The following is a 19,648-nucleotide window of genomic DNA, read 5'->3' as shown; positions in this document are numbered from 1 at the left end:
CCAACCCAGCAAGCCTTCCAGGATTTCCACGGCGGGCCTTGTGCTCTTACCGATTTTCTTTGCGCTGTTTCGACCGCGTCTTTGCAGCGATACAATACAAAGCCCCTGCACACCCGCCCAGCAAATGCGCTTCGGTAGCGACTCGCACTTCAATCAAGCGCGGTGCTTTGATGCGGGTATACACCGAGCTGTTCCGCCCACAGCTTCGCTATTAACACAAAAATGCCAATACAGACGAGTTTGAACGACGTTGACAGGTTCTCGCAAAGCAGGATGAGAGCGTAGCCATGAAGCACGCCAGACAGTCCCAGGTAGTGTTCGAGGCCCGGGTAGAAGATATAGATCCCGACACTAATCATGCAGGACAGCAACATCAAGGCCGGCAGTCTGTGCATTAAGTGGCTTTCGTCGAAGCTGTTGAGCAACAGCATTAGCACGGCGCTACCGAGCAGGTGGTAGCCATTGCTGTGCACCCACTGGCCAGTGAGCATTCGCCACACCTGCCCCTCGTGAATAGCGGAGCGGATATAGGATAAATCTGAATAACAGGAGTGAAATAGTTGAAGGAAGATGAGCAATGCAAGAATTGCCAGCGGTGCGAATAATCGCTTGTTGCTCACCTGGCAGGTCATGTTGGCAGAAAGGGCCTGACAAAGGCCCTGTCCAATCGTATTACGCGAGCGGCGCGAAAAATGGCATCCACACGTCTTCTCGCTGTTCAAACCATACCTTTACCCGGTCGCCGATGGCGACCTGTTCGGGATCGACACTGGGCATGGCCGAGGTCAGGCGCAGGCCGGGTTGTTCGTCCAGTTCAACAATGACCAGAACATAGGGTACTTTCAGGCCCGGCATCCACGGCATACGGTTGATGGTGACGGCGGCGACGGTGCCTTCACCGGACAATTCCCTGGGGGCAATGCCCTCGCCCAGGCATTTACGGCAGCACACACTGGGCGGGTGCTGCCAGTACTGGCAATCATCGCAGTACTGCATACGCAGTTTGCCGTCGGCACCTGAGGTCCAGAAAAATTCGTTTAATTCGTCCAGCTCAGGAACCGGACCCATGGTTTTTTCCTCAGCGGCAGTTTGCGCCGAGCCTGTTTCTTTTGTATCTGCCATTGTTATTCATCCACCGTTTGGCTGAATCATGCTATTTGCCTTTGTAGCGGCCCTGGAATTGCAACCGCCGAATACGATCAGTCTTTACGCAGCAACGCTGCACCGGCAAGATTACCGCCGCCGTTACTAACCACAGCGAGCTTGCGGTCACCGGCAAGCTGGTGACTACCCGCTTCGCCGCGCAATTGTTTTACCGCCTCGTGGAAGTAACCCAAACCGTGGGTGCGCCCTGCCGAAAGCTGGCCACCATGGGTCGCCAGGGGCAGTTCGCCATCCCGTGCAATACGCTGACCACCTTCGACAAAGGCGGCTGCCTCGCCGCGACCACAGAAGCCCAGCCCTTCCAGCCACAACAGCGTCAGAAAGCTGAAGCCGTCGTACAGCTCAGCGAAATCCACATCCTTCGGCGAAAAATCGGTACGCGACCACAGCATTTTTCCGGCATCTTCGGCGCAAAAGCGAGTGAGGTCGTCCTGCTGATCCCAGCTATCCCGACCATACAGTGGCCCGGCTACCGACTCGATATGAATTGGCGTTGCCTTGAGGTCTGGCGCACAATCCTTGTGGGAAATGATCAGTACGGTAGAGCCGTCGATGGGTACATCGCAGTCAAACAGGCAAAGGGGGTCGGAGATCATCCGTGCCGACAGGTAGTCCTCCATCGACAGGGGGTCGCGATACACCGCCCGCTCGTTAAGTTGTGCGTTGCGGCGTGCGTTGAGTGCAATCTGCGCCAACTGCTCCCGGCTGGCGCCAAACTCGTGCATATAACGTGAGGCGATCAGGGCCGCCCAGCTGCTGGCGGAAAAAGCGCCAAAGGGGAGCTGCCACTGGAAGGGGCCACTGATGCGTTGACTGCCGGTGCCCTGCACACTGGAGCGGGTTCCTTTGGCCATAGAGCTGGCCTCGGTCATGGTGCGAAAGCAGATGACATGCCGGGCCTGGCCACTGGCCACCGCCATGCAGGCATTGATAATCGCCGACATTTGGGTGGATTCGATGCCGGCGTTATACCAGCTCAGTTTGAGGTCCATGGCTTCGCGCAGGTCGGTGATAGACACCGGTGAAAAACCCGGAGCCGAATTCTGCATTTGTCCCGGCCAACTCGATACGCCGTCGATGTCTTCCCGTTTCAAACCGGCATCATCCAGGGCCTTTTTGACCGCATCAACGGTCAACTGCAATCCACTGCGAGGCAGACGGCGTCCAATTTCAGACTGGCCAACACCGGAAATCACACACTGTTTTTCAGAATAGGGGTTACTCATCAGCTCAGCTCTTTAAAGGGTTTATTTTTATCAGGACGGTAGTCCTGGGGCATACCCAGCACCCGCTCCGCAATGGTGTTCAGCAACACCTCATCGGTGCCGCCGGCAATTCGACCGGCGGGGTCGATCCACGACCAGGCAAAGTCGGTGCGAAAATCGCCCTGTGGATCCATATACACGCCGTCGGGTCCGATCAGGTCAAGTGCCAGCGCGCCAAGGCGTTGACGGGCACGGCCCATAATCAGCTTGCGAATACCCGCCTCTGGCCCGGGCTCTTTACCGTGACCGACAGCGGCCATGCCGCGACGATAGATCGAGCGCAGCCCCTGTCGCTCGATATACGCCTCCAGCAGTGTGGCGCGGATTTCGCCGTCGGCGATCGCCGGCCGGCCCGCCAACTCACTTTGTTCTGCATGCCGGAACAGGCTATTCAGCGACATTCCACCAATGCTTTCGTCGTAGACACCTGCAACGCGTTCGATCATCAGCATTTCCATGGCCACGGCAAAACCCCGGCCCTCGTCGCCCAATCGCTGGCTATCTGGCACAAAGACATTGTCGAAGAACACTTCATTCACATCATCGTGACCAGCCATACGACGAATCGGACGTACGCTGATGCCTGGGCTGTGCATATCGGCATAGAAACAGGTAATACCCGCATGTTTGGGGCCGTCGCTGTTCGTCCGCGCGACAATAAAACCCCAGTCCGCGACCTGCGCCCAACTGGTCCACAGTTTTTGGCCGTTCAACAACCAACCTTCCACGCCGTCTTTCACGTGGCGCTCCGCCTTCAAACGCACCGCTGCGAGGTCTGAGCCAGCTCCCGGCTCGGAGAACATCTGACACCATATCTGCTCGCCGCGAATGGCTTTCGGCCCCAGTTCCCGGCGCGCTTCCTCCGGCGCATAACGCAGGAAGATTGCCATCAGCTGTGCGGTGCTGATCACAAAGTATTCCGTGGGCAGCAGGTATTTCAGCTCCTCCTCACCGAATACAATTTTGTGCAATTCAGTCAGGCCGGCACCGCCATACTCTGCGGGCAGGTTTATGCAAGCGTAGCCGCCCTCGGCCTTTTTTGCCTGCCACTTGCGGCCCAACTCGAGGTCTTCTGCAAAGCTGAGACCCTTGCGTACCTCGCCGGAAAAGGCCGGAGCATTCTCCGCCAGCCACTGGCGTGCCCGCTGCCGGTATTCCTTCAATTCGGGCAGGGCTTCAATCGGTTCCCGCTCCCCGGCATCGCTGCGACGACAGGCAAAGAAGCGCTCCCGCCATTCCAGACGACTACCCAGCTCCAGGGCGAGAACCCGCGAGCGCCGGTAGTGGTGCTGGGGCATTCCCTCCCAGGTAGAGCCCAGGCCACCAAAGGTTTGCATACTTTCCCTGGCGCTGAATTCATAGGCTTCAATAGCCGCGACCCGCGAGGCCGCGGCCAATTCCCGCCAGCTGTCATCACCGGCCTCAAAGGCCAGCAGCGCATCGTCGGCACAGCCTCTGGCCAGTTCAATACGCCAATACATATCGGCAATCTTGTGCTTGATCGCCTGCAAGGCCCCCAGGGTTTGACCAAACACCTTGCGCTCAAGGGCATAGTCACGGGCCAGCAACATGGCGGCCTCGGCCCCGGAGGACTGCTCAAATGAAGTGACCAGCGCAGCAATCAACAGGCAATCGTCGTACAGGCCGTCACTGCCATCAGTGGCCAAAACCGCCGCATCCACACCGGCAAAGCCCAGTGTCGCCTGTGCACGGGCCTGATCTATAGCCGGCACCGCTTCACGGCTGACGCCTTCCTGCTGCAAATCCACCAGCAGTAATACCGACTGCTGATCCTGTTGTGCACGCACAAGCCCATACTGGGCCACCGCCGCAAAGGGTGTCGCGGTGGTGCTTCCGGTCAGCTTCCCTTCGGACAGCGACAGCTCGCCACCGTTAACGAAGCAGGCAATAGCGCTACCGGCCAACACCTGTTCAAACATTTGGCCGACACTCTCGCTAACCTCAACTTGTCCCAACACGCAGGCCAGTTGGTACACCGGCAGCAGCGGCAGCGACAATGTCGTGCGCCCCATTTCCTGGGCCAGAATGGCCAACCCCCGGGCGCCCAGACCAAGGCCACCGCGCTCCTCGTCAACAGCGAGCATCGGCCAACCCAACTCGGCCACACTGCGCCAACTGTCGCTATCGAAGGACGCTGGCTTGTCCAGCAATGCCTTGAGATGCTCAGGTTCTGCGCGCTCACTCAGAAAGCGCGCCGCCTGATCCTGTATTGCCTGTAGATCTTCGTTAATTGCAATCACGTATTTGCCGCCTGACTTGTCTCTGTTACTACACTTCGCTGAAATCGGCTGGATGCCGAAGCCGCTACCTACTATTCAGCGGCAGCAAATTCAGCATAGCCATTGTTAAGCACCAGCAGTTCGCGCTCTACCACAAATGTGCGGAAGGCAGCGCTGCCATCGGACTCTTTCCAAATTTCGGTGCGCAGGGTTTCGCCTGGGAAAACCGGGTTGGCAAAACGCAGGTTAAACTTGCGCAGACGCGACGGGTCGCCGTCACATACCGCAGAGATCACCGCACGCGCGGCAAAACCGTAGGTGCAAAGGCCATGCAGGATCGGTTTGGGGAAACCGCCCATCGCCGCAAATTTCGGGTCGATGTGCAGGGGGTTATTATCTCCGGTCAGACGATACAATGCGGCCTGCTCCTCACGACTAATGGCGTCGATCACCACATCGGGAGCGCGCTCGGGAATCGGCTGGGGCTTGGGCTGTCCGGTGCTCGGCCCACCGCAGCCACCGTTGCCGCGCAGAAATACCGCAGAGGTACAGGTCGCGAGAAGCTCGCCACTGTCAGCGTCGCTGATTTCTCTCGCGAGCATCATCACCGAGCCTTTTTCCACACCTTTATCGTAAATTTCTTCCACATAGCTGCGGCTCTTGACCTTGGCCGAGGTCGGAAAGGGCTTGTGAATTGTCAGGTACTGCTCGCCGTGGAGGAGCTTGCTCAGATTGATGCCGGTAGCGGGATCAGCAACCCACATCGTACCCTGTGATGCCATGGTCACCGCCATCGTCGGCAACACTTTAAGCTGCTTTTCGTAGATCAGATCCAGATCGGCGGCGGGATCACCGGCGCCGGCACCCACAGCGAGGGCATACAAAATGCAGTCATTCGCCGAGTATTCCTGATAACCCTCAGGAATTGGCCAGTTTTTGATTTTCTCGTATTCGAACGCCACGCCGTTTACTCCACGCAAGTTAAAGAATTCAACCAAGGTTGCTGCACCGCCGCCGGAAATGAGCGAAGGCGGCCTGTGCCGAAGGTGAAAACGCACCGCGATAATTAACTGTGCTTTAAACCCTGTCGTAACAGCAGCATCCTAACCAGAACAAAAACTAACATGTATTCAGCTACTGTTCAACTACGGAGCTGATTAACGAGCGTGCAAGACTTCTATAAACGATAAAAATCAGGGCCGATCAGCCCCGCTTATGTTATCAAAAACCAAACTAACGAGTTGTCATGAGTGGAACGACTGTTTTCCGTTAGCCGGAGGCCGGCGTAAGCTGCTTCAGCTGCCGAATAATGAGCCGTGCCGCCGCGGCGGGACTGATTCGGGACACCAGGTCGAGCATAAACGCATCCCTGCCGACGAGAATCCGGTATTTGTTTTTGGCAATCCCATCGACGATTTGCCGCGCGGCTTCGGCGGCGGGCAACATCTTGAAAGATACGTTTGCCGAAGACACCGGCTGGGTTTTTTCTGCCCCTGAGTTTTTGACGATTCCAGTTTCAATCGCACCGGGAAAAACCACCGATACCACCACCCCCGTATCCGCCAGTTCTGAACGCAGGCCCTCGGTAAACATTTTTACCGCCGCCTTGGCTGCACCGTAGAGGGTTTGCCCCGGCACTGGAGCGAACGCCCCCATACTGGAAACATTTGCGATGTAGGCTTGCTCCCGCGCCATCAATGCTGGCAAGAAGGCCCTGGTAACATTGACCGTACCCAGGAAATTCACATTCAGCACACGATCAATATCCGCCTGAGAAAGATCCGAGACGGAGTGAAACTGCTGAATTATGCCCGCATTGTTAATTAAGCCATCGACACGAGCATGATGGGCAATGACCTGCTCTGGCAGCGCCGCAACACCCTGCCGATCGGTGACATCCACGACATGAAGGGAGCAACGATCAGAGGCCTCACCTGGAAACAGTTTAAGGGTCTCACGCAGTGCGGCACCGTTCATATCCACTAAAGCGACCTCTGCGCCGCGCTTTAACAATTCATGGGCCAACCCCCGCCCAATACCGCTACCTGCACCGGTTACGACATAAACCTTACCGCTAATATCCATTTCAACCCTCCGCCAGCCACCCCGAAACTATACAGCTGTATAACTTGAGGCGGCATTTTGTTATTGATCTATTCATCGAGCAGATCTGCTCAACGCCGACGCCCCTGAGAATAGCCCAATAAATTACGAAAAGTAAGTTATTGGAGAACAAATTGGACCAACGACAATGCACATCGCAGCCGAGAACAGCAGGACAGCTAACACCTCGCGGATACCGGCTAACACAAACAACAAGCCACGCATCAATGGCTGAAAGGAAAATCAGCAACACCGGCCACTACACGAATACACATGCAGCGCCGCAGCGACTCAACCACGACGACCGGCTAACCCTCCGTCGTCAGCTGACAGACGGCACCTACGGCGCCGAAGAGCGACGCTTTGCCACCACACATTAACTGACATATACTCACTTAAAACTATAAAAACCCCTGCAATCATGGATGCGGAACTGCTACAGCAGCTCTGCCAGCAGACCAACTACACCCGGCACTGGCACTTGCTGTGTCCGTTAACACCGAGTACAGACCACTATGAAGCTCTCACAACTCCCCCAGTCATCATTGGCAAAGCAGCTTTTTACCAGCCTCAGTCAGTGCAGCGATGTCGATACCGCTTTTTACTTCAACAACCGGGAGTATCCCTGGCAAACCGTGAAGACCGTCGTGGCCCGACTGGATCGAGTCCTCAGCGAGCAGCAGCTGGGCTATCAGGGTCAGGTCGCTTTCGTCGCCCGCAACCGGCCGATGCATATCAGCTGTTTGTGGTCACTGCTGATAACTGATCGTTGCGCATCGATGATCCACGGCTACCAATCCACCGCAAAAATTATCAAGGACATTCAACAGGCGGGATTTACCGTGGTGCTCGCCGACGAACAGGACTGGAACGAGGAATTAACCGCCGCTGCCCAGGCGCTGAATTGCCTCGGCATTGCCATTGGCAGCAACGATATCGAGGTGCGTACTCAGCCCAGTGATCCTGCCAGCACAGCACAGCCCTACTGTGATGACGACACCGCTGCCGCTATCGAAACACTGAGCAGTGGCACCACAGGCGCGCCCAAGCGCATTCAACTCAGCCGCCGCAATCTCGCAGCGAGCACCAATGCGGCGGTGCAATCGGTGTCACAGATGAACAGCGGCGCACGTACACCGATTATTTCGGTATTGCCGTTGAGCAATATCAGCGGGGTGTATGCGACGACACCGGCACTCGCAATGGCGATGCCATTGGCGATTCTGGATAAATTTCAGCTGGATGACTGGTTGGCGCTGGTGGAACGATTTCAGCCTGCCACCGCCGATGTGCCCCCTGCGGCCCTGGCCAGCCTTTACCAGCGCCAGCTCCCTGCAGAGAAATTCCGCAGCATCAAAGTAATTCGCACCGGCGCGGCACCACTGGACAAAAAAGTACAGGCTTACTTTCAGAACGAGCTGGGTATTCCGGTAAACCTCAGTTACGGCGCCAGTGAGTTTTGCGGAGTGATAACCACCTGGACTATGGCCGACCTTCAAGCGTATTCCGCGACAAAAATGGGCAGCTGTGGTCGCGCTCTACCCGGCGTAGCGCTGCGGATCACCGACCCGGATAGCGGAGAGGTATTACCACCTGACCACGTTGGCCGACTGGAGGCCAAAGTTGACCGTGTTGGCCCCGAGTGGATAGCCACCTCGGATCAGGCGCGCATAGATCGCGACGGCTTTATGTGGTTCGAGGGCCGGCTGGAAGAAACCATTTTCCGCGGGGGCTTCAAATTATCGCCATTGCTCATCGCCGAGCAGATTCGTCTTCACCCTGACCTCACCGACGCGGCGGTGATCGGCGTGGACGACCCACGCCTTGGTCAGATACCCGTCGCAGTGGTGGTTGCCAAGTCTCCCGACCAGAAGCCGGATGATACCGAGCTGACCGACTTCCTGCGTCACCATCTCAGTGCGCCGGAAATCCCCAGCCAATTTATCTATGTGGACACCCTGCCCCGCACGGCCAGCTATAAAATCAGCCTTGTAGAGTTACAACAGCTGATAGAGCGCAGCCGTTGATTATTCCAGGCCAGGTATCACCGGCAGGGTAATCGCCGACGCCTCTACCCCGCCAAGGTGCACGGTCATCGTCGTGCCCGGCATCGAGGCCTGAAGGTCAGCCGGCACCACATATTTGGTGTCGTGAAAGGCCACCCGCAGACGCAAAAAACTCCCCGCAGGCACGCGATGGGCGGCAGGCATAAAGCTGAGGGGGTAGCGATAGATGCCCTCGACAACTTGCCTTGCTTCCTCAGTCAACAGATGGCGCGGGTGCAACAGCGCCCCTTCGCTGTCGTACAGACTTCCCTCAATATCCAACGCGCGCTCACGTCCGCGCAATTGCGCATCGCTGATCAAATTCTCTACACCGTCCTCGCCCACAAAGTACAGTACCGCCGACAGAGCAAAATCAGGCCTGTCGACCGACACCGTGAGATAAGCGCTGATCGACCCGGCAAGTGTCAAGGGCTCATCCAGCACCGGCGTATCGAACACCAGAGAGGGCTCCGGAGTGCTGGCAGTGCAGGGCAGACAGGTTAAGCTGAGTGTGCTCTCGTCAATGGAAGGCTGCTCGCTCAATTCGCCACTGCCGTCGCGATTAACGAGATAGTAAGGCCTGAACTCGGTTTGTTCCGCAGGTATGCTGTTAGCCTGCACCGCCCACCCCTCAGCGCCTTCGGGGAAGACATTAAATCGTGGCAACTCGGCAATGCCGTTGTCGCGCCCCTTTAACCAGTGGTCGAACCAGGCCTTGACCAGACTGCGCTTGGACTCGTTATCGCGACCCGCATAGCGGTACTTCTCCCAGCCCCCTTGGGCGCAATGGCTTCCAGGAGAAATAAAAAACGAAGCATGGGGCGAGTTCTTCAAGCGCTGCGCATAGTCAAAGGAGGTCAACGACAGCTGCCACAGGTCGTCTGTCGCCGCCGTCATCGCCACTGGTATATCAATTTCCGCAGCCCTGGGCACAAAATTAATCACCTCCCAAAATCCGTCGTAAGAGGATGTGCCTGCGGTGGTTTCGGCCAGTTTCGAATAAATGGGTTGATTGGGCTGGGGGCTGGGGTTTTGCGGATCAGCCCCCGCCGATGAAGCTCCGATAAGCCCGACAATGGCATAGGCCGCAGGGGAGGTACTGGCACCGCCGGCACCCACCACCGCACGATACACATCGGGGAAAAAGCTCTCGGCCCACGCCGCGTAAACCGCTCGAGGCTTACCCTCGGCCATGCGAACCTGATCCGCCGTAGCCGCAACAATGGTCGAGCCACCCAGATTGGAACAGCCAGTCACCCCAACCTGCGAATTTGACCACGCCTGTTGCTGAACCCAATCAAGGATATCCTCGTGATCGCTTTGCCAGGTCTCGGTATACCAATCCCCTGCCCCGCTCTTGCCGGTGCCTCGCCAATCGACACTGATTACCACATAGCCAAACTCAGCCAGACCAATGGTTTCCGGCGAACCCGGGTTCAGACATCCGGCACTGGAATCGGGAGGACTCGTGGCCGTTGCCGCGCCGCCGCCCCCCTCCACCACATCTTTGCCATAGGGCGTTGTCGTCAGCAGAGTGGGAAATTGCCCTGGCACGTCGGGTCGGCTGATATTTGCGGACAACACCGTGCCATCACGCATGGTGATTTTGGTGTCGCACTCAAGTACCGTGGTAAAGGTTTCTTCACCGCCACCACCCGCCGGTGGTGTGGGCGACGACGACGGCCCTGCCGGACTATTGCTATTGCCTCCGCAGGCAGAAAGAAGAACCAGTAGCGCGAAAAGTGCCCCGCGCGCATGACGAAATAACCGAACCCTGCTGACTATCATTATTATGTCCCCGCAATATCCGTTTGTAGGGGTGGCCCTTGGCCGTCATACAACACTTTGCCAGCAAGGGCCTCCCAGTTTTACTCCCTTACCAGTAGCGGTCCCTCAGCGCCTTTTTGTAGAGTTTGCCATTGTCCATACGCGGCAACGCCGGATCAAAGTCTACTGAACGCGGGCACTTCACCGCCGACAGCTTCTCCCGGCAGTACGTCATCAACTCCTCGGCCAAGGCGTCTCCGGCATCGTTCCAGTCCACCGGCTGCACCACCGCCTTAACCTCTTCACCGAATTCGGCATTGGGCACGCCGAATACTGCGACATCCATCACCTTGGGGTGAACGGTGAGGACATTTTCAATCTCCTGGGGATAAATATTGACCCCGCCGGAGATAATCATGAAGCTCTTGCGGTCCGTCAGGAACAGATAGCCCTCGTCGTCGAGGTAACCGATATCCCCCAGCGTAGACCAGCTCGGGTGCTTGGGATTGCGGGCATCCCGGGTTTTGGCTTCATCGTTTTTGTACTTGAAGTCGAAACCGCCTTCAAAATAGACCGTACCCTGCTGTCCGGCGGGTAGTGGCTCGCCGTCATCGTCACAGATATGCAAGGTGCCCCACTGTGCCCGCCCCACTGAACCGGGCTTTTTCAGCCATTCTTCCGAGGTGATATAGGTCGCGCCATTGCCCTCTGAACCGCCGTAGTATTCATACAGAATCGGCCCCCACCAGTCGATCATCTGATGCTTGATCGGCACCGGACAGGGCGCCGCCGCATGAATGACACACTCCAGACTGGAACAATCAAAACCGCGGCGCTGTTCCTCGGGCAATTTCAGCAGGCGCACAAACATTGTCGGTACCATTTGCATATGGCTTACCTTAAACCGGGCGACCGCCTCCAACAGCGCTACCGGTTCAAATTTTTCGCAGATCACCACGCAGCCGCCGATACTCTGCACAGTCATACTGAATACCAGGGGAGCCGCGTGGTAAAGCGGTGCCGGCGACAGGTAAACACTGTTTTCGGACACGCCGTACTGCTCACGCTGCATGGCGACAAAGGGCAGTGGTTGATCGGCCGACGCACCGCTCAAGGGCAGCTGTACACCCTTTGGTTTACCTGTGGTGCCAGAGGAATACACCATGTACTGGCCCGCGGTTTCATCGGCAATGCGCTCGGCGGATTGGTCTGCTATCGTCTGCGGCCAACAGGGTAAATCCCCCTGGGGACGGTCGAGGTAAAAATGAAAACCGTCACCGAGCACCTTATCGACGCCCTGCTTCACCAGTTCATCAACACCCGACAAACCGGGGGTCGCCACCAACAGGGTGGCGCCGCTGTCCTTGATGATATAAGCCGCTTCCTCAAGGGTCAGGTGGGTGGAAATCGGCGTAAAGTACAGGCCCGAACGCTGCGCCGCCCAGCAAATCTCCAGAAACATAGGGCAATTTTTCATCCAGATCGCAATGCCCGCTCCAGGCTGCAAACCCAGTTGCCGAAACAGCTGCGCTCCCTGATTAGAGCGCTGCTCCAATTGCGCGTAGGTCGTTTTCTCACCACTTCCCGCCATAATGACCGCAGCGGCGTCCGGGCGCTCCTGTGCGTGAACACTGGGATGCATATGACACTCCTTTGTTAAAATGTTGACTCGATATTGCTGTAAAACGGTCGAGCGGGATGTTTACCGAACGCCCGAACCTTGAACTGACTACTTGTCATTTTAAATATTGTTATCCATACTACATAATGCCGAACAACAAATACAATAACTATTAAAGCTCGACATCTCAACACACGTTATACCGTATATTCATAGCATCACTACCAATACAAAAAAACTAACAACTTTACATTTTTATAGGGATATATCATGTCGCATATCGCACGATACACCACGCTTGCCGTTGTGCTATCTCAGGGAAGCGCCGCCGTGCTCGCCCAGGATGACGCACCCCTGATGATCGAAGAGGTACTGGTCACTGCCCAAAAACGCAGCGGCAGCCTGCAGGACGCTCTGATGTCAGTTAGCGCGGTCAGCGGAGAGGATATGTCCTTCCGCGCCCAGACCAGCGTCGAAGATCTGCAAAGCTCAGTGCCGGGACTGAACATCAGCAACACCGGCGGCGCCGTGCTGATCAGCATGCGCGGCATCGGCACCAATGTGTTCTCCGGCGCTACAGAACCCGGCGTCGCCCTTCATATCGATGGCGTCTACCAACCGCGTCCGTCAATCGGGCCTATTGGCTTTTCCGACCTGGCCAGGGTCGAATTATTGCGCGGCCCCCAAGGCACACTCTATGGCCGCAACTCCAGCGGCGGTGTGATTAACTTTATATTGAACAAACCCAGCGAGGAGTTTGAAGCCAGCACCCTTTACCGCGCGGCAAACAACGACACCCACGCCGCTGTCGTGAAACTGTCAGGCCCGATCAGCGAACATTTTCGCGCCCGCATGGTGCTGGAGGGCGACATCACTGACGGCTATATCAAGGAGCAACCCGGCAACCGGGACTCCAATGAGTCCAACGGCTGGGGCGGCAGGCTCGCCTTTAGTTACGCGACTGATGGCATATTCAGCGCCGACCTGTCCTATCTCTACCGCTACGACAACGGCGCAGGGATGAGCTCCAATGCGGTGAATCGGGTGTCGCCAAACCCCGAGGCGGAATCCACCGGCCTGTTTTTCCTTCCCACCGATACCTCAGAGCCCGATGACTCAATCACCGGCGAACCCTGGGAACGAAAACTGAATTACCATCCCGACGGCGAGCGCCGCACTGTTAATGTCAGTACCAAGCTAACCTGGAGCTGGGAATTGGCGGAGCTGAGTTATATCGGCGGTTACCAGGATCACTTCCGCACCGAGTTTTTCGACGCTGACTATACTGCCAACGACATTTACTATATTCCCGGTCGCCACGACAGCTCGGAATCCTTTGGTCATGAATTGAACCTGTCAGGCGACACCGACTCACTGCAATGGTTGGTTGGCCTGTACTACTTTGAAGAACAATTCAGCCCCTACTTACCCGCCGATGTCCCCCAGGCCGGTGGTGGTGCGGGCATATCCGTGCGTCCCAGAACCGTCGAGGATATCGAGGCCATTGCGGTCTTCAGCGACATCACCTACGCCATTACCGATCGCGCCGAACTGAACCTCGGTGTACGCGCGTTGCACGACGAAAAGGTCGCCCTGCAAAACATTACCTTTACCACCAGCGATGGCATACCAATACCTACGGTGCCTGACACCCTGGAAAGCTGTGAGAATCTGGAGTTAAAAACCGAGGCCAGTGAAGTCACACCAAAAATCGGCCTGCGCTACGAGTTCAGCGACAGTTTCTCGGTCTATGGCAGCCGCAGTGTTGGCTATAAATCCGGCGGTAGTAACTTCACCTCCTGCGGCGACACCTACGACCCGGAGGAAGTGGTATCACTGGAATTGGGGATTCGCAGCACTTGGCTTGACCGCCGTATCATCGCCAACGCGTCGATCTACGACAGCCAGTATAAAAATTTCCAGACCCTGAAACTTAACGGCCTGCGCGGCGACATTATCAATGCAGAGGGCGCCAGAATTACCGGCGGCGAAATCGAAGCCCAGTTCCTAGTTACCCATTCCCTTACCCTCAGCAGTAATATTTCGGTGATGGACGCCTACTACGAAAAATTTTCCGACGATGACTCAACCAATCCCGACGCCGGAGAACAGGATCTCAGTGGCGAAGAACTGACCCGCGCCCCCGACTACACCATAAACATTGCCGCCGACTATCGCTGGCCCCTCAGCCTGCAAACCTTTGACGAAATGCGCTTTCGGCTGGAACACTTCCGAAGCGCGGACGTTACCCTGCGTCCCTTCGACGGCCCCGCCGACGTACAGGACGCCTACGGGTTCAGCAATGCTTTTTGGGGACTCAACGGCCCTAACCTGTCATTGAAGCTGTTTGTGAAAAATATCGAAAGTACCGAGTACTATCTCTTTGCCGCGGGGGACAGCACCGAGCGGGTTCACGCCTCAGCGGGTGCACCCCGCCAGTATGGAATGGAAATCGACTATCGCTTTTAGTGGGAGAGATTCAACTGGAGGTGGAAGACGGATTAGTGTCTCCCGCCTCCCGTCCAGCGTCCAATGCCACTCAAGCTAACAGGGCATTCAGTGCCGACTCAGGGTTCACCCAATCCAGACAAATTTCCCGATAAGTGAAGCGCCAATCTCCAGCCTCAGCCGGTGACAGCTGATCGAGATAGTAGCCGGTATGGTCCAGGCCAATCGTTGAATACACCGCAAAGCGGGTCTCCACCGAGGCCTCAGTGTCGGAGATAAACTCGATATCAGGCAGGGAAAGATGGTGTTTCAAGCGGGGTGGCACAGGACCACCCGCCTTCATCGCGGCAATAAACTCCGCTTTCAGATCAACGAAGAACTGCCTGACCCCGACGGGGCCACGATAGCTATCGCGCCCAGCCATCGGCCGGTATTCGCTGTTTGCATAAAACAACTGCGACAGGGCGTCGCTGTTACCGCTATCAACATAGCGACAATAACGAGCGAGGGTGGTGCGTATCGCTTCGGCGGCGACACTGCGCTCAATACTTCCAGGCACAGCTTGCACTCCCCCACTCGGCGATATTACTTGTCGGAACCCGAGTTCTTGCCACCGGCGACCATTGCCGCCACACCCTGATTCACGATATCCCAAAACTCCTTGGTCGAAGAACTCACGGTATGGGTGTCAAAGTGGGCATTCAGGGAGTTGCGGTAACCCTGAATGTCTGCGGTGCGGTTCAGGGAGCGCTTCAGCATTGCTGTAGCATGGGGCGGCGCCTTGGCAATTTGCTGGGCCATTTTCATGGTGAAATCTTCGAGGTCAGCGCGGGGAACCACATGGTTGACCATGCCCCACTCCTTGCCTTCCTCGGCGCTGATCTTACCGCCGGTAAACAACAATTCCTTGGCCTTGCGGGTATTCAGCACCCAGGGGTGCAGCAGGGCTTCTACCGCAGCAGCGCCCATAGAGTGCAGCACGGGATCCGAGAAATAGGCGTCGTCACTGGCAATAACGATATCGCAGGAGTTGGCCACCATAAAGCCACCGGCGATACAGGCGCCGCTCACCTCGGCGATGGTTGGCTTGGGCAAATCCCAGATACGCATGGCATTGCCCAGAAAGTGCTCCTGCTCCCAGTGCCAGTGTTGCTCCACAGTGTAATCACCGCGCAGTTTCATACCATCGGCCAAGTCGTGGCCGGCGGAAAAGTGTTTGCCCTGGCCACCGATAATCACCACGTGAACTTCGCTGTCGGCCTTGGCCCGGGCCAGCGCATCATCCAGCTCTGCCAACAGGCGTGTGGACTGGGCATTCCCCTTGTCTGGACGGTTGTGGCACACACGCAATACGGCGCCGGTTTTTTCGTAGGTAATATCGTTATATTCCATGGTTTTCTCCGTAGACTCGGGGCCGACACACCTTGGTCAAAGCCCGCTGCTGATGGGCTGGGGGCAGCACTGATTCGCCACCCCAGCAACTAACTATCTATTAGTTTTTAACGTTAGCACAGACTCGCTGCACAGGCAATTCAATGCCAACATTCACGCGGTCAGCGACGACCAGAGCTGGGCGGCTCCGGCTTGCAATACCCTCGAACCGAGCTGCTCGGACCAGTAGCGTTCACTGCCCCCGTCGACCCGCCACTGCCACAGGCGGCGGGTAAAATAGTGCAACTCATGTTCGTCGGTAATACCGATGGCGCCAAACACCTGGTGGGCAATGCGGCTGACTTCCTTGGCGGCAACACCGGCAGTGTATTTCGCAACCGCCGCACCGCTGCTGTGTTCACCCAAATCCAGTTTCCGGCAAGCGTATTTCGCCGCCATTTCCGTCGCCGCAGCGCGGCAGCTGGCTTCGGCCAACTGGTGTTGCAGGGCCTGAAATTTACCAATGGGTTTGCCGAACTGTTTGCGAGTATTGGCATACTCCACCGCCAGCTCAACCACCTTGTCGCAGGCACCGCTAATCATCAGTGCCCGGGCCAGCGCAAACTGGCTCCTCATCAATGTCGCATCGGCAATCGGCGCCACAGCCAGGGCCTGCACTCCCGTCAAATCCACTGACAGGGTCGGTGCCCGCTCCAGGGTGGTCACTGCCTCACCCTCGCCACGGGCAACACAAAACAAACGGGATTCACCCGACTGTTCCGCCACGCCCACCCAGTGGCTGGCCCAGGGTGCCCAGGTCATCATGTCTACACGACCCTGTAACACGCCATTGGCATCCAGTGTTAGCACATCTTCAATCAGCGCCAGCGGGCCGTCCGGGACGGTCATACCAACGCTGCTGAGCAAGCCGCGACCGATCAGCGTCTCGGCCAACGGCAGAGGTGCGGCGTGGCGACCCAACACCCGGAACAACTCAGCGCAATCCTGCCATCCCAGCCCGGCATCATCGGCACCGCTGCGCATCACGTCGGCGATACCCATTTCCTCTACCTGCTGCCACAGTGACAACGTGCCGACACCCTCTTCCAGCGCGGCCAGGCTCTCTGCGCCGACTTCGGCGGAGAGCAGCTTATCAAGCTGGTCAGCCAGCAGTTCTGCAATATTCAATTCGCTCATTTCTATGTCCTGTCGCGGAATCCCTTAGAGCCCCATGCCCCGGCCAATAATCATTTTCATAATTTCATTCGTGCCACCGCGCAGGGAAAAGCTCGGCTCCACCTGTATCAGATAGGCCAACGCCTCGGAAAGTTTGTCGCCGGACCGACGCAGCGGCTGCGCGTCGACAATATCGGCAATCAAGCCTGGCATACGCTGTTCAAGGCCGGTGCCCAGCAGCTTGGTAATTGCCGCCTCCTGAAGAGGAGTTTCGCCGTTTTCCAGTTGCGCCTGAATCGACAGGGACATTTGCCGCAGTACCGTCAGCTCCGCCACCATTGCACCAATGTCACGGGCGATCGAGGGGTCATCAACGCTCTGCCCCAGTTTTTCCAGAGCCAGCGGCAACAGGGGAAAAGAACTCAAATAGCGGTCGGGGCCACTGCGCTCAAAGGCCAGCTCCGCGTTGGCCTGGGCCCAACCGCCATTTTCAACACCCATCAACGCATCTTCGCCGAGCATGACATTGTCAAAGACGATTTCATTGAAGTGGGATTCCCCGGTCAGATCCTTGATTGGATTAATTTCAATGCCGGGTGTTTTCAGATCGATCAGAAACTGCGACAGTCCCTTGTGCTTGCCGTGCTCCTCGCCAAAACCGGTGCGGAACAGACCAATCATCACATCGCAGTCCTGGGCATAGGTGGTCCACACCTTGCGACCATTCAAGCACCAGCCACCGTCCACCCGTTCGGCCTTGGAACGCAGGGAGGCGAGATCCGAACCCGCATCCGGCTCCGACAGACCAATACAAAACGCAGCCTCACCGCGACAGATCGCGGGCAGATATTTCGCCTTTTGGGCTTCACTGCCCAGCCGCAGAATCAACGGGCCGCTCTGACGATCAGCTACCCAATGGGCACCCACCGGCGCCCCCGCCGCCAATAATTCCTCCAGCACAACATAGCGTTCCATAGCACTGCGCTCGTGGCCGCCGTAGGCCTTTGGCCAGGTCATGCCGATCCAGCCGCGTTCGCCGAGCTTGCGGCTTAACTCACGATCAAAGCCCGTCCAGGAATGGGCGACTTGCCAGCCGTTCCAACTGCGCGATTCCTGTTGCACAAACTCCCTCACTTCGGCGCGCAACGCCTCTGCTTCCGGGGGAAGCTCGTAGGGAGAGAACCGATAGGCTGTGCTCATATTGCCCCCTTCTCTTTCAGGGCCTCTACCTGAGCGTCGCTCAAGCCCAGCCACGAGCTGAGGATTTCGCGGTTGTGCTCACCCAATTGCGGCGGTGCAAGCCGGTAGGTCACCGGAGACGCCGAGAAACGCATCGGGCTAGCGGCACTGCGAATGGTGCCACCCTGGGGATGCTGTTGGCTGACAATCAGCTCGCGGGCCAATACCTGGGGATCTTTTTCCAGATCGGCCATTTCGTTAATTCCGCCGCAGGAGACCTGACCGGCGTTCAGGGTCTCAACCCACTCCGCCTTGCCTTTACCCTTGAGTGCCTCGGTCACCAGCGCTTTGAGTTCTTCGCGATTGGCCACCCGTGCACCCATGCTGCAAAAACGCGCATCCTCGGCCCATTCCGGGTGACCCAGTACGCCGGCAAGCCGCACAAATTCACGGTCGTTGAAGGTCGCGATCAGAATGTAGCCGTCATCGACCGGGAATACGCCGTAGGGGGCCGCACTCGGGTGATCGTTGCCGGTGCGGCCCAGCGCCGTACCGGCATTGAACCAGGCAGAGAAGGTATTGAGCATGGCCGACAACTGGGAGTCAAACAGCGAGACGTCAATGAACTGACCCTGGCCGGTAACATTGCGATGATTGAGCGCCGCCAGTACTGAGATGGTCGCGTAGAGGCCAGCACTGATGTCGGCAATGGGGACGCCGACACGCATGGGGCCGTCACCGGGCTCACCGTCGTGGTGGCCGGTGACCGACATCAGGCCAGACATCGCCTGCACCAGATAGTCGTAACCGGAGCGTCCCGCATAGGGGCCGGTTTGCCCAAAGCCGGTGACTGAACAGTAGATCAGCTTGGGGTTGATCTCCTTTAGCTGCTCATAGCCCAGACCGTATCGAGCCAATGTGCCGGTACGATAATTTTCCACCAGAATGTCCGCATTGGCCGCCAATTTACGAATCAGCTCGGCACCGGCCTCGGTGGCAAAGTCTACCGAGATAGAGTGTTTGTTGCGATTTACCGACTGGTAGTAGGTCGAGTCCTGGCCCTGACGGCCAAGTTCGGTATCCATCCACGGCGGCCCAACACGGCGACAGTCGTCTCCCTCACCCTTGCGCTCTACCTTGACCACCTCGGCCCCGAGGTCGCCCAGAATTTGTCCGGCGTAGGGGCCAGCAACAACGCGAGTCATATCAAGTACACGAATACCAGCAAGTGCGCCTGTATTATTCATTTCCATACTCCTTTGCTGCCGA

The 19,648-nt window shown here is 57.2% G+C and carries 15 protein-coding genes and 1 pseudogene; 3 read left to right on the top strand and 13 right to left on the bottom strand.

Going from position 1 to position 19,648, the window contains the following annotated elements:
- Positions 1-149: 149 nt before the first annotated feature.
- The 6 genes and pseudogenes from rrtA to HCU74_RS02845 all read right to left on the bottom strand — a co-directional run bounded on the left by rrtA (position 150) and on the right by HCU74_RS02845 (position 6,754).
- Positions 150-722 carry a rhombosortase gene (gene rrtA / locus HCU74_RS02870; RefSeq protein ID WP_168448879.1) on the bottom strand — a complete coding sequence of 191 codons (573 nt, stop codon included), beginning with the start codon at positions 720-722 and terminating at the stop codon, positions 150-152.
- Positions 673-1,122, bottom strand: a complete 450-nt coding sequence (locus tag HCU74_RS02865; protein WP_210425079.1) for a Zn-ribbon domain-containing OB-fold protein — start codon at positions 1,120-1,122, stop codon at positions 673-675. Before HCU74_RS02865 ends, rrtA begins: the two co-directional genes overlap by 50 nt.
- Before the next feature lie 77 nt (positions 1,123-1,199).
- Complete coding sequence (locus HCU74_RS02860) at positions 1,200-2,390, bottom strand: thiolase family protein (RefSeq protein WP_168448878.1); 1,191 nt, start codon at positions 2,388-2,390, stop codon at positions 1,200-1,202.
- Positions 2,390-4,690: an acyl-CoA dehydrogenase family protein gene (locus HCU74_RS20255; RefSeq protein WP_168448877.1), complete on the bottom strand. Its 2,301-nt coding sequence runs from the start codon at positions 4,688-4,690 to the stop codon at positions 2,390-2,392. The genes HCU74_RS02860 and HCU74_RS20255 overlap by 1 nt, the downstream gene beginning before the upstream one ends.
- Before the next feature lie 182 nt (positions 4,691-4,872).
- A pseudogene (locus HCU74_RS02850) lies at positions 4,873-5,631 on the bottom strand (MaoC/PaaZ C-terminal domain-containing protein); the annotation flags it as partial.
- Between the two features lie 307 nt (positions 5,632-5,938).
- Positions 5,939-6,754 carry an SDR family NAD(P)-dependent oxidoreductase gene (locus HCU74_RS02845; protein WP_168448875.1) on the bottom strand — a complete coding sequence of 272 codons (816 nt, stop codon included), beginning with the start codon at positions 6,752-6,754 and terminating at the stop codon, positions 5,939-5,941.
- Between the two features lie 245 nt (positions 6,755-6,999).
- Here HCU74_RS02845 and HCU74_RS02840 point away from each other — a divergent pair, with 245 nt between their 5' ends.
- Positions 7,000-7,152 (top strand): hypothetical protein, encoded by a 153-nt coding sequence (locus HCU74_RS02840; protein ID WP_168448874.1) that lies wholly within the window; start codon positions 7,000-7,002, stop codon positions 7,150-7,152.
- Between the two features lie 135 nt (positions 7,153-7,287).
- Entirely contained in the window at positions 7,288-8,799 is a 1,512-nt protein-coding gene (locus HCU74_RS02835) for a class I adenylate-forming enzyme family protein (RefSeq protein ID WP_168448873.1), read from the top strand.
- Here the strand turns inward: HCU74_RS02835 and HCU74_RS02830 are convergent, their stop codons facing one another.
- Positions 8,800-10,605, bottom strand: a complete 1,806-nt coding sequence (locus HCU74_RS02830; RefSeq protein WP_168448872.1) for a CocE/NonD family hydrolase — start codon at positions 10,603-10,605, stop codon at positions 8,800-8,802. It lies immediately after the preceding gene.
- Positions 10,606-10,693: 88 nt separating this feature from the next.
- Positions 10,694-12,226 (bottom strand): acyl-CoA synthetase, encoded by a 1,533-nt coding sequence (locus HCU74_RS02825; RefSeq protein ID WP_168448871.1) that lies wholly within the window; start codon positions 12,224-12,226, stop codon positions 10,694-10,696.
- A gap of 249 nt (positions 12,227-12,475) precedes the next feature.
- Between HCU74_RS02825 and HCU74_RS02820 the strand changes: the two genes are divergently transcribed.
- Positions 12,476-14,674, top strand: coding sequence for a TonB-dependent receptor (locus tag HCU74_RS02820; protein ID WP_168448870.1), 2,199 nt, complete (start codon positions 12,476-12,478; stop codon positions 14,672-14,674).
- Between the two features lie 70 nt (positions 14,675-14,744).
- On the opposite strand, the gene HCU74_RS02815 is transcribed toward HCU74_RS02820, so the two are convergent.
- The 5 genes from HCU74_RS02815 to HCU74_RS02795 all read right to left on the bottom strand — a co-directional run bounded on the left by HCU74_RS02815 (position 14,745) and on the right by HCU74_RS02795 (position 19,626).
- Positions 14,745-15,212 (bottom strand): nuclear transport factor 2 family protein, encoded by a 468-nt coding sequence (locus HCU74_RS02815; RefSeq protein ID WP_168448869.1) that lies wholly within the window; start codon positions 15,210-15,212, stop codon positions 14,745-14,747.
- 26 nt (positions 15,213-15,238) lie between these two features.
- A complete protein-coding gene (locus HCU74_RS02810) occupies positions 15,239-16,045 on the bottom strand; it encodes an enoyl-CoA hydratase (protein ID WP_168448868.1) in 807 nt (268 codons plus the stop codon).
- Between the two features lie 153 nt (positions 16,046-16,198).
- On the bottom strand, positions 16,199-17,221 hold the full coding sequence (locus HCU74_RS02805) for an acyl-CoA dehydrogenase family protein (RefSeq protein ID WP_168448867.1): 1,023 nt from the start codon (positions 17,219-17,221) through the stop codon (positions 16,199-16,201).
- A 24-nt stretch (positions 17,222-17,245) separates the two neighbouring features.
- Positions 17,246-18,400, bottom strand: a complete 1,155-nt coding sequence (locus HCU74_RS02800; RefSeq protein WP_168448866.1) for an acyl-CoA dehydrogenase family protein — start codon at positions 18,398-18,400, stop codon at positions 17,246-17,248.
- Complete coding sequence (locus HCU74_RS02795) at positions 18,397-19,626, bottom strand: CaiB/BaiF CoA transferase family protein (protein ID WP_168448865.1); 1,230 nt, start codon at positions 19,624-19,626, stop codon at positions 18,397-18,399. Before HCU74_RS02795 ends, HCU74_RS02800 begins: the two co-directional genes overlap by 4 nt.
- Positions 19,627-19,648 lie beyond the last annotated feature (22 nt).

This window comes from Spongiibacter thalassae, assembly GCF_012272835.1.
GTDB lineage: Bacteria > Pseudomonadota > Gammaproteobacteria > Pseudomonadales > Spongiibacteraceae > Spongiibacter > Spongiibacter thalassae.
This window is presented reverse-complemented; position numbering and strand designations above follow the sequence as displayed.

What these genes read in the sequence shown, in the direction of transcription:
- HCU74_RS02810 (WP_168448868.1), bottom strand. Translation starts at nt 16,045, where the DNA reads ATGGAATATAACGATATTACCTACGAAAAAACCGGCGCCGTATTGCGT.
- HCU74_RS02805 (WP_168448867.1), bottom strand. Translation starts at nt 17,221, where the DNA reads ATGAGCGAATTGAATATTGCAGAACTGCTGGCTGACCAGCTTGATAAG.
- HCU74_RS02860 (WP_168448878.1), bottom strand. Translation starts at nt 2,390, where the DNA reads ATGAGTAACCCCTATTCTGAAAAACAGTGTGTGATTTCCGGTGTTGGC.
- HCU74_RS02835 (WP_168448873.1), top strand. Translation starts at nt 7,288, where the DNA reads ATGAAGCTCTCACAACTCCCCCAGTCATCATTGGCAAAGCAGCTTTTT.
- HCU74_RS02830 (WP_168448872.1), bottom strand. Translation starts at nt 10,605, where the DNA reads ATGATAGTCAGCAGGGTTCGGTTATTTCGTCATGCGCGCGGGGCACTT.
- HCU74_RS02865 (WP_210425079.1), bottom strand. Translation starts at nt 1,122, where the DNA reads ATGGCAGATACAAAAGAAACAGGCTCGGCGCAAACTGCCGCTGAGGAA.
- HCU74_RS02795 (WP_168448865.1), bottom strand. Translation starts at nt 19,626, where the DNA reads ATGAATAATACAGGCGCACTTGCTGGTATTCGTGTACTTGATATGACT.
- HCU74_RS02800 (WP_168448866.1), bottom strand. Translation starts at nt 18,400, where the DNA reads ATGAGCACAGCCTATCGGTTCTCTCCCTACGAGCTTCCCCCGGAAGCA.
- HCU74_RS02840 (WP_168448874.1), top strand. Translation starts at nt 7,000, where the DNA reads ATGGCTGAAAGGAAAATCAGCAACACCGGCCACTACACGAATACACAT.
- HCU74_RS02845 (WP_168448875.1), bottom strand. Translation starts at nt 6,754, where the DNA reads ATGGATATTAGCGGTAAGGTTTATGTCGTAACCGGTGCAGGTAGCGGT.
- HCU74_RS02820 (WP_168448870.1), top strand. Translation starts at nt 12,476, where the DNA reads ATGTCGCATATCGCACGATACACCACGCTTGCCGTTGTGCTATCTCAG.
- HCU74_RS02825 (WP_168448871.1), bottom strand. Translation starts at nt 12,226, where the DNA reads ATGCATCCCAGTGTTCACGCACAGGAGCGCCCGGACGCCGCTGCGGTC.